This window comes from Cupriavidus sp. CPT47-8839-RL05A (assembly GCF_058792255.1).
In genome coordinates this window covers 119977-134750 of sequence record NZ_JBYTEG010000001.1, presented here as the reverse complement: position 1 = coordinate 134750, position 14774 = coordinate 119977, and the positions used below count along the sequence as shown (strand labels likewise).

Sequence of the window (14774 nt, the reverse complement as noted above, 5' to 3'; positions counted from 1 at the left end):
GATCGTGCGGAGGAAAACAATGATGTCTATATGCGACCTGTGCGAGTCGCAGCTGGACCGGCCGGGCCACGTGCCGCCGCATCCCAGGCTGGTGATGTCGGCGACCTTGCGCACCGCCAGCGGCCAGAATGCGTTTGTGTACCGTTGCGCGCAATGCGGCCAGACACTGCTGCTGGCCTCGCCCGATGGCGAGGCGCCCGACCGCTGGACCCGGCTGGATGCCGACGGATGGGACTGAGCGGGATGGCTCCCGGCTGACTTGCGCTTGCGATTGCGCAAATCGACGGCTTGCGGGTGTGGGCATAATCGTCTCAGCAGTTTCCCAACCGCAAGCCATGGCCAAGAAATTTCCCCTGCATCCCCGCCACCCCGAGCGCATCTGCTGGGGCTGCGACAAGTACTGCGCCGTAGACGACATGGGCTGCGGCAATGGCTCCAGCCGCACGCAGCACCCGGTTGAACTGCTCGGCGACGACTGGCTGGAGTACGGCGACTGGGGTATCGAGGCACCGTCAGCGGCCTCGCCTGCGGCGCCACCCAAGACCTCAACCTAGGCCGCCGGATTACAATCGTTGTCTCAGGCTTCCACAAGACGCCCGGCACCGCCGGCATCCACCGAGACAACCATGCTGAAACTCCAGGACTCCTCGCTGCTGCGGCAGCAGTGCTATATCGACGGCCGCTGGATCGACGGCGAGCGCCGCATCGACGTCACCAACCCGGCCACCGGCGAGCGCGTGGGACAGGTCCCGCAACTGGGTGCCGATGAAACCCGCCAGGCCATCGAAGCCGCCAACCGCGCGCTGCCGGCATGGCGCGCCCGCACCGCCAAGGAGCGCTCGGCGCTGCTGCGCAAATGGTTCGAACTGATCCTGGCCAGCCAGGAAGACCTGGCGCGCATCATGACCGCCGAACAGGGCAAGCCGATCGCAGAAGCGCGCGGCGAAATCGCCTACGCAGCCTCGTTTATCGAATGGTTTGCCGAGGAAGGCAAGCGCGTCTATGGCGACACCATCCCGGCGCCGGTCAGCAACCAGCGCATTGTGGTGACCAAGGAGCCGGTGGGGGTATGCGCGGCCATCACGCCGTGGAACTTCCCCGCTGCCATGATCACGCGCAAGGCCGGGCCGGCCCTGGCAGTGGGTTGCACCATGGTGCTCAAGCCGGCATCGCAAACCCCGCTGACAGCGCTGGCGCTGGTGGCCCTGGCCGAGCGCGCGGGCATTCCGGCCGGGGTGTTGTCGGTGGTGACCGGCTCGGCCGGCGCCATCGGCGGCGAGATGAGCAGCAACCCGCTGGTGCGCAAGCTCACCTTCACCGGGTCGACCGAGGTTGGCCGCGTGCTGATGGCCCAGACCGCGTCGACCATCAAGAAGGTGTCGATGGAGCTGGGCGGCAATGCGCCCTTTATCGTGTTCGACGATGCCGACCTGGACGCGGCGGTTGAAGGCGCGATCGTGTCCAAGTACCGCAATGCCGGCCAGACCTGCGTCTGCGCCAACCGCATCTACGTGCAGGCGGGCGTGTACGAGGCGTTTGCGCAGAAGCTGGTGGCGGCGGTGGCTGCCCTGAAGGTCGGCAACGGCATGGACGACGGCGTGCGCATCGGCCCGCTGATCGACGACAAGGCCGTGGCCAAGGTGGAAGAGCATATCGCCGACGCGCTCGGCAAGGGCGCGCGCCTGCTGCAGGGCGGCCAGCGCCATGTGCTGGGGCATTCTTTCTTCCAGCCGACCGTGCTGGCCGACGTCGGCCCCGGCATGCTGGTCGCGCGCGAGGAAACCTTCGGCCCGCTGGCGCCGCTGTTCCGCTTCGAAACCGAGGATGACGTGGTCGCCATGGCCAACGACACCGAGTTCGGCCTGGCCAGCTACTTCTATGCCCGCGACCTGGGCCGGGTCTGGCGCGTCTCCGAACGCCTGGAATACGGCATGGTGGGCGTCAATACCGGCCTGATTTCCAACGAGGTGGCGCCGTTCGGCGGCGTCAAGCAGTCTGGCGTGGGCCGCGAGGGCTCGCACTACGGCATCGAGGATTACCTGGTCATCAAGTACACCTGCATGGCCGGTATCTGACCTTGCCGCGCCTCAGCACGCCGTGTCCGCGCACACGGCGTGCCGGGGCTCGGGGCAGCGCCCGCCGTGCCGGCAGGTGTCGCGAAAGCGCGCGATCCGGTCATGGACACGCTGCATCTGCTCCAGCTGATAGCTGGCGCGCGCAGCGCTGTAACTGGCGCCGAACTCATACAGGGCACCATCCGCGGCGCGGGATAGTCCTTCCAATGCCTGCGCCAGCTCCCGCCCTTCCACGCTGCGGTGCCGGCGCAGGCGCCAGGACAAGGCCTCCTGGCCCTGCGCGAGCAGGCTCTGCTCAAGGTAGCCAAGCTGCTCGGCAACGGCCTGCGCGCCATGCAGCGCCGACAGGTAGGCACACACCACCGCCAGGCGCTGGTTCATCTCCCCGCCGCGGCCCAGCAGTTCGCTGGCACAGGTGCGCAAGGTATCCGCGTCAAACGCTTTGCCTTCGTCGGTGGCTTCCTGTGCATAGGCGGCCAGCGGCAGCACCGTGACTGCCAGCCCCGGCGGCAGCACGCTGGTGAAACGGCTGGCGATCGCGTGCTGCAAGGTGCTGTCCAGTTCGCAGCAGGTCGGCACAGCGGCATCGACATAGAATTCCAGCGCCGGCGGCCGCCCGTGGTCCATCGACACCACGGCACGCGCAGGCGGGTGCCCGGCCATCGCAAGCACCTCGAGGCCGGCCTCGACACAGCGCTGCTCATCGGGCTCCGCCCCCAGCGCCTGGACAATATCCTGCATCTGCAGCGTGCAGGTGATTTCCATGCGGGTTGGCCCGGGCGGGTGGTCGCCCCTGCGGCCGCGGTCGAGCGCCATCCGCTTCCATTCGACTTGCGTCATCGCATTGCCCGTCATACAGCCTCCGATTTTGGTTCCACTAGCCGCGCTGCGCGGCCATCACGATGGCCGCGTGCATGTTCTGCAGGGCATGCAGCGGCTCGGCGCCGGTCAGCGCGGCCACCAGCATGCTGTCTTCCAGCCGGAAACGGCACAGCACCAGGTTGGAGCGCGCCAGTGCCACCATCTGCAGCGGCGTGAGCGCGGCCAGCACACGGCCCACTTCGCGCTCGATGCCGAGCCGGAACAGGGCCTCGGCCTCGTTCTCGCGCATCAGCCGCTGCACCAGCAGCAGGTAGGAGAGGTTCAGGTCCGTGATTTCCCGCAGGCTCTCGCCGACCAGGTCGCTGGCCGTCCCTTCAGCCGCGGTGCCGGCCGGTGTTGCATGTTCCATTCGGTCCTCGCGCTGGCCGGGCTTGGTCATTCGACTGCCACAGCCTGGCCACCGGCCGCGCGCGGTGCCAGCCGGCGGGCATCGTGCGGGCCGCGCCGGGGCACCTGCTGATCGCACGCAGGCGCGTGCGCGGAGATCATCGGGCGCTCGGCGATGGCCCGCAAGGCGGGCTTGTCGAGCAGCGAGATGGTGCGGTGCCTCACCCGGATCAGCCCGCAGTCCGCCAGCCGCGAGAACTGCCGGCTGACTGTTTCCAGTGTCAGGCCGATATAGCTGCCGATTTCCTCCCGGCTCATGCGCAGCACGAACTCCGAGGACGAGAAGCCGCGCGCCGCAAGGCCTTCAGCCATCCATAGCAGGAAGGTCACCAGCCGCTCTTCGGCGGTCATCAGCGCCAGCATGGTCTGCAGCGCGCGTGCGCGCTGCGCCTGTGCGCCGAGCGCCAGGAACAGCTGGTTGGCAAGCTCCGGCATGCCGGCGGCGGCGCCGCGCAGCGCGTCCATGCCGAGCATGCACAGCTTGGTGTCTTCGAGCGCGGTGGCGTAGGACGCATAGTGCGGATGCGCCAGGCTGTCCAGCCCGACCAGGTCACCGGGGAAGTGGAAGCCGACCACTTGCGTGCGGCCGTCTTCCGTGGTCACGTGGGTCTTGACCGTGCCGACGCGGATTGCGTAGAGCGAGGTCACGGGGTCGCCCAGCAGGTACAGGCACTGGCCCTTGCGCAGGCGCACCGTGCGGTGGATGCCCCGGGCGCCGCCCGGCAGCCCCCGTGCGCCTCCCAGGCAGAAGCGGGCCAGTTGGCAATCTGCGCTGCACGGCATGCCGTCGCACGGCAGGTGGCATTCGTCTAACTGTGTCATTGGCGCCTCTGGATGGAAGAGCTGAAAGCCCTTGTGCGACCATTCTATGGAGCCAGTTTCCCCAGACAATCCGCACATTCTGATTTGCAGTACAGAAGCTTCTGATCCGGACCTGCGCTGCCGGGGCCACCGGCATCCCCCGCCATTGGCCCTGCCAGGCTGCTGGCGGGGGTATCCTTGCTACAAGACCAGGACCGGATGCGCTGGCGGGCCACGCCGGCAGGACGCCGTTCAGGACATGCCATGACACGACACCCCGAGAACCCGCAGCAACCCGCCGGAAGCGTACCTCGCCCCGACGCTGGCGAGCCATCGGGCGGGCGTTCGCACGAGATCCGGGCCGACCTGCCCGATGTGCCTTACCAGACCCTGGTGGACTCCGTGCAGGACTACGCCATCTTCACGCTCGACGTCGGCGGCCATGTCTCCAGCTGGAACAAGGGCGCGGCGCGCATCAAGGGCTATGCCCGCGAGGAGATCCTGGGCAAGCATTTCTCGCAGTTCTACACGCCGGATGCGATCGCCCGGAGTTGGCCGCAAGCCGAGCTGAAGGCCGCGGCCGAACAGGGCCGGTTCGAGGACGAGGGGTGGCGCGTGCGCAAGGACGGCAGCCGCTTCTGGGCCAACGTCGTCATCACCGCCCTGAAGGACGCCGAGGGCCGGCTGATCGGCTTTGCCAAGGTCACGCGGGACATGACCGAGCAGCGCCGCGCCGCCGAGGCCCTGCGCCAGAGCGAAGAAACCCTGCGGCTGCTGGTGGAGGGGGTCAAGGATTACGCCATCTTCATGCTCGATCCCGGCGGCCATATCGTCAGCTGGAATTCCGGTGCCTCTTATATCAAGGGCTACCGCCGCGACGAGATCATCGGCCGTCATTTCTCGGTGTTCTATCCGCAGGAGGATGTCGCCGCCGGCAAGCCGTCACGGCTCCTGGCGCTGGCGCGGCGCGTCGGGCGCGTGGAAGACGAAGGCTGGCGCGTGCGCAAGGATGGCTCGCTGTTCTGGGCCAATGTCACCCTGACAGCGGTATACGACGAGTCACGCACGCTGCGCGGCTTTGCCAAGGTGACGCGGGACATGAGCGAGCGCCGCCGCCGCGAAGAGCTGGAACGCTCCAGCCAGCGCATGAATGAGTTCCTGGCCACGCTTTCGCATGAACTGCGCAATCCGCTGGCGCCGGTGCACAGCGCGCTCGCGGCGATGCGGCTGGCGCCGGAGGACGCGGTGCTGGCAAACCGGAGCCTGGCCATGATCGAGCGCCAGGTGAACCACCTGAGCCGGTTGGTGGACGACCTGCTCGACATCGGGCGCATCACCTCCGGCCGCATCGAGCTGCGCATGGAGCCGGTCGAGTTCAACGAGATCATCGCGCTCGGCGTCGAGGCAGCGCAGCCGGCGCTGGATGCCAAATCGCAGTGCGTCGAAGTGCGGACCCATGCCGGCTCGATCCCAATGCGTGCCGACAAGACGCGGCTGGTGCAGGTCATGCAGAACCTGGTGCTCAATGCGTCGAAGTTCTCGCCGCCCGGGTCGTCGGTGACGATCGCCACCACGATCCAGAACCGCACACTGCAGGTCCAGGTGACGGACCAGGGCTGTGGCATCGGGCCCCAGGCCATCGACGAGATCTTCAACCTGTTCATGCAGGAAAGCCGTCCGGGCACCGACGTGCATGGCGGGCTGGGCATCGGCCTGTCGCTGTGCCGGTCACTGGTCGAGCTGCACGGCGGCACCATCGCTGCCGCCAGTGCCGGGCCGGGACAAGGCAGCACCTTCACGCTGCGCCTGCCGCTGCCGGCCTCGCGCAAGGATGACGCCCGCTCAGGAGCCGCACCGCGGGCCCTGGGTCCGGCCACGCCCGAGCAGCAGGCGCAGCGCATCCTGCTGGTCGACGACAACCGCGACGCCGCCGACAGCCTGGCCATGCTGCTCGAGATTTGCGGCCACGAGGTGACCATTGCCTACGACGGCGCCGAGGCCCTGCATGTGGCGCCGCGCTGCCGCCCGCATATCGCGCTGATCGACCTGGCCATGCCCGGCATGGACGGCTTCGAGGTAGTGCGCGCCATGCGCGGCGTGGCCGGCACCGAGCTGACGCGCTTCGTGGCGCTGACCGGCTTCGCCCAGCCGGCGGACCGGCAGCGTACCGAGGCAGCCGGCTTCGACGCGCACCTGGTCAAGCCGGTGGAGCTGGAAACGCTGTTCGGCACCATCGCCCGGCTGCGCCCGCCGGAGTGACCCGCTCCGGCACCGAACCCGACCTTCGCCAATCCCAAACACGCGCCTGCCGGCGCTGCGACACACTGACAGCCATTCCATCGCAACAGATCACAGAAAGGAGACAGCGATGCAGGGTTGGATCAGGCGTGCAGCCGCGGGGCTGGTATTTGCGTTCGCGGCCACGGCCGCCGGTACCGCGCTGGCGGACTATCCCGACAAGCCGGTGCGGCTGGTGGTGCCCTTCCCGCCCGGCGGCGCCACCGACCTGCTGGCGCGCGAGATCGGCAACGCACTGTCGGCGCGGCTGCACCAGCCGGTGGTGATCGACAACCGGCCCGGCGCCGGCGGCAACCTGGCGGCCATCGCGGTGGCGCGGGCCCCGGCCGACGGCTATACGCTGCTGTTCGGCACCTTCGGCTCGCTGGCGGTCAACAAGAGCCTCTATGACAAGCCTGGCTACGATCCGCTGAAGGACTTCGCGCCGGTGGCTTCGGTCGCCTACCTGCCCAACGTGCTGGTGGTGCATCCCAGCGTGCCGGCGCGCACCGTGCAGGAGCTGCTGGCGCTGGCGCGCAAGGAGCCGGGCAAGCTGACCTATGGCTCGTTCGGCAACGGCTCCTCGTCGCACCTGGCGGGCGAGCTCTTCACCCACCTGGCGGGTGTCAATATCACGCACATTCCGTACAAGGGCAGCGCCGCGTCGATGACCGACCTGATCGGCGGGCGCATCACCATGATGTTCGACAGCGTCTCGACCGCGCTGCCGTATATCCGCGACAACCGCGTGCGCGCGCTGGCGGTGACCACGCAGAAGCCCTCTGACCAGCTCCCCGGCGTGCCCACGCTGGCCGCCGCCGGCGTGCCCGGCTACGAGCTGACCGCGTGGTTTGGCGTGGCCGCGCCGGCCGGCACGCCCAAGGCAGTGATCGACCGCCTCAACGGCGAGATCGTGGCGGCGCTGAAGCAGCCTGACCTGGCCGCCAGGCTGGCCAGCCAGGGCACCGTGCCCTTCCCCGCCACGCCGGCGCAGTTCGGCAGCTATATCCGCGCGCAGTACGAGAAGTGGGACAGCCTGATCAAGTCGGCCAACATCAGGCTGGACAACTGATGGCCTGAGCTCAGGCCGTGTCCGGCGCGCCGAAGCGCCACGACAGCCGGCGCGCCGCCTGCCGCACCAGCGCGGCAGTGGCGCCTGCGGTGCTGCTGTCAAAGCTGCCGCTCGAGCCCATCACGGCGATCACCAGCGCCAGGCTGCCGGTGTGGTCGAATACCGGCGCCGCCAGCGTGTCGATGCCCGGCACCGGGTGGCTCAGCGCATTGTCGAGCCGGGCCGCGCGCACCTGTGCCAGGCGCCCGGCGTAGGCCGGCGCCAGCTTGCCGCCGGGTTCAAGCACTTCGGCCGCGGCGGCGCCGGCCATGCGCAATTCGTCCTTTTCCAGCAAGCCCGCCAGCACGTTGGCTGGCAGGTATGCCGCGGCGGTGCGGCCAATCGCGGTATGGACCAGCGACAGCACCGTGCCCACGCGCAGGCTTACGTGCTGGGGCCGCGCCGATTCCTCCAGCCGGACCACCGTGGGCCCCAGCGGCCCCAGCACTGCCATGGCCACGCTCAGGCCGGTGGCGCCGGCCAGCTCGATCACCTCCGGTTCCGCCTCACGCGTCGGCGACAGCCGCTGCAGCGCGATCAGTCCCAGCTCCAGCCCCAGCGGTCCGCACAGGTAGTTGCCCGCGGCATCGCGCGCCAGCAGGCCGGTCTTCTGCAGGCTGACCAGATGCGGGAACGCCTTGGCCGGCGGCATGCCCGCGGCCAGCGCCAGGTCGCGCAGTGCCAGCGGCCGGCCGGCGGCCACCAGTGCCACCAGCAGCTGGCCGGTGCTGTCCAGCGACTGGATGCCGCGCTGCGGCTTGCCGCCTTCCAGGTCTTGCTGGGCTTCTGTCGCGCTGCTCATGCCGGGCGTCCCTGTTCATCACGCAGCGCGGCGCCGATGTCCGCCGCTGCGGCCAGCAGGGCCTGCGCCGCCGCGCCGCGCCAGTCCACCTCGATGGCACCGGTCGATCCCACCAGGGTCAGCACCAGCCGCAGCACGCCAGCGGCGTCCAGCACCGGCACGCTGAGGCTGCTGACGGCCGGGCTGGGCGTGTCGATGCTGCGCTCGATGCCGCGCGCTCGGATTTCTCCCAGCCTGGCGCTGAAGGCGGCCAGGTCGGACTCGGCCGCGCCCGGCTGCTGTGCGCGCCACAGCGGCTGCCACAGTGCCGGCGGCTGGAACGCACAGAACACGCGCCCGGTAGCCGTGGCGGCCAGTGCCATCACCGTGCCCACGTGCAGGTTGACATGCAGCGGCGCGCTGGCCGGCACATAGCGCACGATGGTCGGGCCCTGTGGCCCGGCAATGCTGATTGCCACGCTGAAGCCGGACGCCTGCGCCAGCGCATCCACCCGGGGTTGCGCGGCGCGCCAGGCGGCGTCCTGCTCCAGGTGCAGCATGCCCAGCTGCAGCGACAGCGGCCCGGGCTCGTAGCGGCCGGAGAGGTGGTCGCGCTTGATCAGGCCCAGCCGCGTCAGGCTGACCAGGTAGGCATGCGCCTGGGCCGGCGCCAGCTGCGCCGCCTCGGCCAGCGCGGCCAGCGGCATTGGTGCGCGCGCGGCGGCCAGCGCCGCCAGCAGGCGCCCGCCCACCTCCACGCTCTGGATGCCGCGCTGTGCCTTGTCGGCACGCGCAGCGGGCTCGTCCGCCTGCGTTCCTGCTTCCCCAGCCTTGCGCCTGGCCATTGCCATCCTGTGTGATCGGAAAACCCGGATATTAATCGAACGCCTCCCGTTGCCGTGCACACGGGGGTTTACCCGAACAAGCTCCACCTGCTTCTGATGGCGCTTTCGGCACGCCTCAATTATTTGTCATAGGCTAATCATTTCGCTATTGATTAATTTTTCAACGTTTCCTAAGATTGCACTACCCCGTCCGAACACGGCGACCCACGCCGTCAGACATCCATAGAAACGGGGGCGAGACAGCCCGCGCGGCCAGCGCAACGCAGCCATCGTGCCCCGACCGGTGCCGTCTCGCCTCCCCACACAAAGGAAAGACGCCATGTCCAAGGCATTCGCATCGCAGGCCGACCTGGAAGCCAAGCAGGTCACCTTCACCCAGCTGTCGGAAAACGCCTGGGCCTACACCGCCGAGGGCGATCCCAATTCGGGCGTGGTCATCGGCGACGACGGCGTGCTGATCGTCGACACCACCGCTACGCCGGCCATGGCGCAGGACCTGATCGCCCGCATCCGCACCATCACCGACAAGCCCATCAAGTACGTGGTGCTGTCGCACTACCACGCGGTGCGCGTGCTGGGCGCGTCGGCCTACTTCGCCGAAGGCGCGCAGCAGGTCATCGCCAGCCGCGGCACCTACGAGATGATCGTCGAGCGCGGCGAGGCCGACATGAAGTCCGAGATCGAGCGCTTCCCGCGCCTGTTCGCGGGGGTCGAGACCGTGCCCGGCCTGACCTGGCCGACGCTGGTGTTCGAGAAGGAAATCACGCTGTTCCTGGGCAAGCTGGAAGTGCGCATCGCCCACCTGGGCTCGGGCCATACCAAGGGCGACACCGTGGTCTGGCTGCCGCAGCAGAAGGTGCTGTTCTCCGGCGACCTGGTCGAGTACGACGCCGCCTGCTACTGCGGCGACGCCCAGCTGGAAGACTGGCCGGCCACGCTGGACGCGCTGCAGGCACTCAAGCCGGAAAAGCTGGTGCCCGGCCGCGGCCCCGCGCTGACCACGCCGGAGGAAGTGGAGAAGGGTATCGCCTACACCAAGGACTTCGTCACCACGCTGTTCCAGGCCGGCAAGGAAGCCGTGGCCGAGAAGCTCGACCTGAAGGCCGCGATGGCGCACACCCGGCGCGCGATGGACCCCAAGTTTGGCCAGGTCTTTATCTACGAGCACTGCCTGCCCTTCGACGTCTCGCGCGCCTATGACGAGGCCAGCGGTGTCCGCCACCCGCGCATCTGGACGGCCCAGCGCGACAAGGAAATGTGGGCCGCACTGCAGGACTGACCTCCAAAAAGAACAAGTCGGGCAACAAGCTATGGATGGAGACACAGGCATGAGCAGCATCGATTACCAGCGGCTGTCGTTCGAGTACCAGCCCTGCGCCGAGCAACAGAAAGGGGCCGATCCGGCCGCCCACCCGGTCGTCGTGGTCGGCGCCGGGCCGGTCGGCCTGGCCACCGCCATCGACCTGGCGCAGCGCGGCGTGGCCGTGGTGCTGGTGGATGACGACTGCACGCTGTCCACCGGATCGCGCGCAATCTGTTTTTCCAAGCGCACGCTGGATATCTTCGACCGGCTGGGCTGCGGCGAGCGCATGGTCGACAAGGGCGTGCGCTGGCACGTCGGCAGGGTGTTCCTGCGCAACCAGCAGGTCTACAGCTTCGACCTGCTGCCCGAGAGCGGCCACCGCCGCCCGGCCTTCATCAACCTGCAGCAGTACTACCTCGAAGGCTACCTGCTCGAGCGCGCGCAGGCGCTGCCCAATATCGATATCCGCTGGCGCAACAAGGTGGTCGGGCTGCAGCAGCGCGCCACGCCAGAGCCCGGCGTGGTGCTGACCATCGAGACGCCTGAAGGCTGCTACCCGCTGGCGGCACGCTACGTGGTGGCCGCCGACGGTTCGCGCAGCCCGATGCGCAAGCTGCTGGGCCTGGACAGCAAGGGCCGCACCTTCCGCGACCGCTTCCTGATTGCCGACGTGAAGATGGAAGCGGATTTCCCGAGCGAGCGCTGGTTCTGGTTCGACCCGCCCTTCCACCCGAACCAGTCGGTGCTGCTGCACCGCCAGCCGGACAATGTCTGGCGCATCGACTTCCAGCTCGGCTGGGACGCCGACCCGGAGCTGGAGAAAACACCGGAGCGCGTGATCCCGCGGGTGCAGGCGCTGCTGGGCAAGGACGTGAAGTTCGAGCTGGAATGGGTCAGCGTCTATACCTTCTCCTGCCTGCGCATGGACAGCTTCCGCCACGGCAACATCCTGTTCGCCGGCGATGCCGCGCATGGCGTGTCGCCGTTCGGCGCGCGTGGCGCCAACAGCGGCATCCAGGACGCCGAGAACCTGGCCTGGAAGCTGGCCTATGTGCTGCAGGGCCATGCCTGCGACAAGCTGCTGGACACCTACGCCAGCGAGCGCGAATACGCCGCCGACGAGAACCTGCGCAACTCCACCCGTTCCACCGACTTCATCACGCCCAAGAGCGCGGTCAGCCGCGTGTTCCGCGATGCGGTGCTGACCCTGTCCAGGCGCCATGCGTTTGCGCGCACCCTGGTCAACAGCGGGCGGCTGTCGGTGCCCGCGGTGCTGCAGGATTCGCCGCTGAACACCGCTGACGACGCCCAGGACTATGCCTGCAAGCTGGTGCCTGGCGCGGTCTGCTGCGACGCGCCGGTATCCGGCGCGCAGGGCGCGGGCTGGCTGCTGTCGCACCTGGGCGGGGACTTCACGGTGCTGGTGTTCGGCAGCCCTGACGCCATCGATGTGGCCACGCTCGCCGGCCTCGCCGCGCTGAAAGACAGCGGCGTGCCGCTGCAACTGGTCTACGTGACCGACGCCGCGCAGCCGGCGGTGACCTGCACCAATGCCACCGTGCTGCGCGACGACGAGGGCCTGGCCGCCGCGCGCTACGGTGCCACGCCCGGCACCTGCTACCTGGTCCGCCCGGACCAGCATGTCTGCGCCCGCTGGCACCACCCCGACCCGGCCGCGATCCGCGCCGCGCTGGCGCGCGCCACCGGTGCCGATCTGCGCGCCCCGCAGCCCGGCCGCATGGCCGCCTGAGACCGGCCAGACCTCACCGCGGAGACTCCCGTGCCCAATATGCTCAACACCCAACCCAACCTGGCGCGTCCCGACGACTTCTACGAAGCGCTGATCGAGATGCACCGCGACCTCGACGAGGTACAAAGCCAGGCCGCCAATGCGCAGCTGATCCTGCTGCTGGCCAACCATATCGGCGACCACGATGTGCTGCTGGCCGCCATGGCCACCGCGCGCGAAGGCGTGACCGAAATGCCCGCCGCCACGCCAGCCTGACCCGACACAGGCGCGGCACCGCCGCGCCTGTGCTGTTCTTTTCCCGGCACCATCCCGGGCCAACGCGCGCAAGACGCTGCCCACTGGCGGAACCCTCCGGCTGCCCGCCGCCGCAGCCACCACCGTACGGAGACAACGTTCATGAGCCATCCGGTCTCAGGGGATCTTTCGTCCCTATCCAGCCTGACGTCCCCCACCCTGCCTCCCGCAGCACTGGCTGCGCACGATGAAGATGCGCTCTACCGCAAGGTCTGGCTGCGCATCATCCCGTTCCTGTTCGTCTGCTACGTGGTGTCGTTCCTGGACCGCATCAACATCGGCTTCGCCCAGTTGCAGATGAAGCAGGACCTCGGCTTCAGCGACGCCATGTACGGCCTGGGCGCCGCTGTCTTCTACGTCGGCTACGTGCTGTGCGAAGTGCCCAGCAACATGCTGCTGGCGCGCTTTGGCGCGCGGCGCACGTTCACGCGCATCATGGTGCTGTGGGGCCTGGCCTCGGTGGCGATGATGGCCGTCTCCACCCCGGCGCAGTTCTATACGCTGCGCTTCCTGCTGGGCGTGTTCGAAGCCGGCTTCTTCCCCGGCATCGTGCTCTACCTGACCTACTGGTTCCCGGCGCGCCGCCGCGCCGCGGTGATGGCGATCTTCTTTGCCGGCGTGGCGGTGGCGGGTGTGCTGGGCGGGCTGGTGTCCGGCTGGATCATGCGCGACATGGCCGGCGTGCTCGGCCTGCAAGGCTGGAAGTGGATGTTTGCGATCGAGGGCGCGCCCGCGGTGCTGCTGGGCCTGCTGGCCGCGCGCTGCCTGGTGGATGGCCCGCAGCAGGCCGGCTGGCTGACCGACCGCGAGCGCGCCCACCTGGCGCGCGACACCGCCGCGCAAGCACATGCCGGCGGCCATTCGCTGCACGCGTTGCGGCAGGTGCTGCGCAACCCGCGCGTGTACCTGTTCGCGTTTATCTATTTCTCGCTGACCTGTGGTTCGCTGGCGCTGAGCTTCTGGATGCCGCTGATGATCCGCGACTTCGGCATCACCGACGTGATGTCGGTCAGCCTGTATTCGGTGGTCCCCAATGCCGTGGGCGCGGTCGGCCTGCTCCTGATCGCGCGCCATTCCGACCGCACCGGCGAGCGCCACCGCCACTTCCTGCTGTGCACGGCAGGCGGCGCGCTGGCCCTGGCGGCGCTGACCCTGCACCTGCCCAGCCTGGCGCTGATGCTGGCCATCCTGTCGGTGGCCGCGGTGCTGATCTTTGCCGCGCTGCCGGTGTTCTGGTCGCTGCCGCCCAGCTACCTGCCGGGCGCGGGCACGGCCGCCGGCATCGCCTTCATCAGCAGCATCGGCATCACCAGCGGCATCGTCAGCCCGTGGGTGATCGGGCAGATCAAGACCCGGACCGGCAGCCTGGACCATGCGCTCTACCTGCTGGCGGCGCTGCTGCTGGCCAGCGGCCTGGCCATGTGGCTGGGCGTGCCAAGGCAGCCCGCGCGGCCGGCCTGAACCGGGCCGCAGGCATCGTCAAGACCGGAATGTCCGCACCCGCGGGGTGCGGCGTTCAGTGAGATCGGCCGCAGGGGATGACCGAGGCGATTTCCTCGCGCATCACCTCGACCACGTCGTCGATCTCCAGCCCTTCGGCCGTGACCAGCACGTCCTGGCCGCGGCCGATCGCGTAGACCACGCCGCGCCAGCGGCCGGGCTCGACGGCCTCGCACAGGCGAATATTGAATTCGGTGTCCTGATCCTGGCTATACACCGTCACCAGGTCGCCCACCTGGGGAGTGCGCACCGCTTCTCCGTCGAACGCCCGGGCCACCACGGTCACCGGCGACTGCGTCAGCCCCCTGGCAAATCTTGCACGCATGGTCCGCTCCTCTTTTTGCGATCCAAGTCCAGCTTACAAGAGGCCCGACAAATAACCAGGGATTTCCATCGAAAAGTGGAACCCGGTGCCCTTTGCGCCTGTCAGACGGCGCCGGATAGACAGCGCGCACAGATGCGCCACAATGAAAGCATCGATCATCGAGGAGACCCACCATGGGCAGCAACATACACGTCGTACCGCACGACGAAGGCTGGGATGTGATCCACGAGGGTGCGCGCTATGCAGAATCGCACCACGCCACCCAGGAAGAAGCAGTTGCGGCCGGCACCACGAAGGCGCAGAGCGAGCATGTCGAGCTGCTGATCCACGGCCGCGACGGCCAGATCCGCTCGCGCAGCAGTTTCGGCCACGATCCGCGCACCATTCCGGGCTGATCCCGGCCACGGGTCAGGCCCCGCTGAGGAGTCCGGCGCTGTTATCCC

At 68.6% G+C, this 14774-nt stretch carries 16 protein-coding genes; 10 read left to right on the top strand and 6 right to left on the bottom strand.

Going from position 1 to position 14774, the window contains the following annotated elements; all coding sequences use genetic code 11:
* Positions 1–22: 22 nt before the first annotated feature.
* The 3 genes from AC3WVS_RS00590 to gabD all read left to right on the top strand — a co-directional run bounded on the left by AC3WVS_RS00590 (position 23) and on the right by gabD (position 2075).
* Entirely contained in the window at positions 23–238 is a 216-nt protein-coding gene (locus tag AC3WVS_RS00590; protein ID WP_492317174.1) for a hypothetical protein, read from the top strand.
* Between the two features lie 97 nt (positions 239–335).
* Positions 336–554, top strand: a complete 219-nt coding sequence (locus AC3WVS_RS00585; protein WP_492316913.1) for a DUF3079 domain-containing protein — start codon at positions 336–338, stop codon at positions 552–554.
* Positions 555–626: 72 nt separating this feature from the next.
* On the top strand, positions 627–2075 hold the full coding sequence (gene gabD, locus AC3WVS_RS00580) for an NADP-dependent succinate-semialdehyde dehydrogenase (protein WP_492316912.1): 1449 nt from the start codon (positions 627–629) through the stop codon (positions 2073–2075).
* 12 nt (positions 2076–2087) lie between these two features.
* Here gabD and AC3WVS_RS00575 read toward each other — a convergent pair whose 3' ends face one another.
* The 3 genes from AC3WVS_RS00575 to AC3WVS_RS00565 are packed head-to-tail and all read right to left on the bottom strand — an operon-like array spanning position 2088 to position 4166.
* Positions 2088–2930, bottom strand: coding sequence for a hypothetical protein (locus AC3WVS_RS00575; RefSeq protein ID WP_492316911.1), 843 nt, complete (start codon positions 2928–2930; stop codon positions 2088–2090).
* Positions 2931–2952: 22 nt separating this feature from the next.
* A complete protein-coding gene (gene flhD / locus AC3WVS_RS00570) occupies positions 2953–3306 on the bottom strand; it encodes a flagellar transcriptional regulator FlhD (protein ID WP_492316910.1) in 354 nt (117 codons plus the stop codon).
* A gap of 26 nt (positions 3307–3332) precedes the next feature.
* Positions 3333–4166: a helix-turn-helix domain-containing protein gene (locus tag AC3WVS_RS00565; RefSeq protein WP_492316909.1), complete on the bottom strand. Its 834-nt coding sequence runs from the start codon at positions 4164–4166 to the stop codon at positions 3333–3335.
* 243 nt (positions 4167–4409) lie between these two features.
* Here AC3WVS_RS00565 and AC3WVS_RS00560 point away from each other — a divergent pair, with 243 nt between their 5' ends.
* Positions 4410–6404, top strand: a complete 1995-nt coding sequence (locus AC3WVS_RS00560) for a PAS domain-containing hybrid sensor histidine kinase/response regulator (RefSeq protein ID WP_492316908.1) — start codon at positions 4410–4412, stop codon at positions 6402–6404.
* A 109-nt stretch (positions 6405–6513) separates the two neighbouring features.
* A complete protein-coding gene (locus AC3WVS_RS00555; RefSeq protein WP_492316907.1) occupies positions 6514–7494 on the top strand; it encodes a Bug family tripartite tricarboxylate transporter substrate binding protein in 981 nt (326 codons plus the stop codon).
* Between the two features lie 10 nt (positions 7495–7504).
* On the opposite strand, the gene AC3WVS_RS00550 is transcribed toward AC3WVS_RS00555, so the two are convergent.
* Together AC3WVS_RS00550 and AC3WVS_RS00545 are read right to left on the bottom strand one after the other, a co-directional pair.
* The gene (locus AC3WVS_RS00550; RefSeq protein ID WP_492316906.1) at positions 7505–8335 is read right to left on the bottom strand and encodes an IclR family transcriptional regulator; all 831 of its coding nucleotides are present in this window, start codon (positions 8333–8335) and stop codon (positions 7505–7507) included.
* A complete protein-coding gene (locus AC3WVS_RS00545; RefSeq protein ID WP_492316905.1) occupies positions 8332–9159 on the bottom strand; it encodes an IclR family transcriptional regulator in 828 nt (275 codons plus the stop codon). The genes AC3WVS_RS00550 and AC3WVS_RS00545 overlap by 4 nt, the downstream gene beginning before the upstream one ends.
* A 319-nt stretch (positions 9160–9478) precedes the next feature.
* On the opposite strand from AC3WVS_RS00545, the gene AC3WVS_RS00540 reads away from it, so the two are divergent.
* The 4 genes from AC3WVS_RS00540 (at position 9479) to AC3WVS_RS00525 (ending at position 13967) form a co-directional block, all read left to right on the top strand.
* Positions 9479–10438 carry an MBL fold metallo-hydrolase gene (locus tag AC3WVS_RS00540; RefSeq protein WP_492316904.1) on the top strand — a complete coding sequence of 320 codons (960 nt, stop codon included), beginning with the start codon at positions 9479–9481 and terminating at the stop codon, positions 10436–10438.
* Positions 10439–10487: 49 nt separating this feature from the next.
* Positions 10488–12212, top strand: coding sequence for an FAD-dependent oxidoreductase (locus AC3WVS_RS00535; protein WP_492316903.1), 1725 nt, complete (start codon positions 10488–10490; stop codon positions 12210–12212).
* 30 nt (positions 12213–12242) lie between these two features.
* On the top strand, positions 12243–12467 hold the full coding sequence (locus AC3WVS_RS00530) for a DUF2783 domain-containing protein (protein WP_492316902.1): 225 nt from the start codon (positions 12243–12245) through the stop codon (positions 12465–12467).
* A 141-nt stretch (positions 12468–12608) separates the two neighbouring features.
* Positions 12609–13967 carry an MFS transporter gene (locus AC3WVS_RS00525; RefSeq protein ID WP_492316901.1) on the top strand — a complete coding sequence of 453 codons (1359 nt, stop codon included), beginning with the start codon at positions 12609–12611 and terminating at the stop codon, positions 13965–13967.
* Positions 13968–14022: 55 nt separating this feature from the next.
* Here the strand turns inward: AC3WVS_RS00525 and AC3WVS_RS00520 are convergent, their stop codons facing one another.
* Entirely contained in the window at positions 14023–14331 is a 309-nt protein-coding gene (locus AC3WVS_RS00520) for a hypothetical protein (RefSeq protein ID WP_010814535.1), read from the bottom strand.
* A 173-nt stretch (positions 14332–14504) separates the two neighbouring features.
* Here AC3WVS_RS00520 and AC3WVS_RS00515 point away from each other — a divergent pair, with 173 nt between their 5' ends.
* Entirely contained in the window at positions 14505–14726 is a 222-nt protein-coding gene (locus AC3WVS_RS00515; RefSeq protein ID WP_010814536.1) for a DUF2188 domain-containing protein, read from the top strand.
* The last annotated feature ends 48 nt before the right edge of the window (positions 14727–14774 follow it).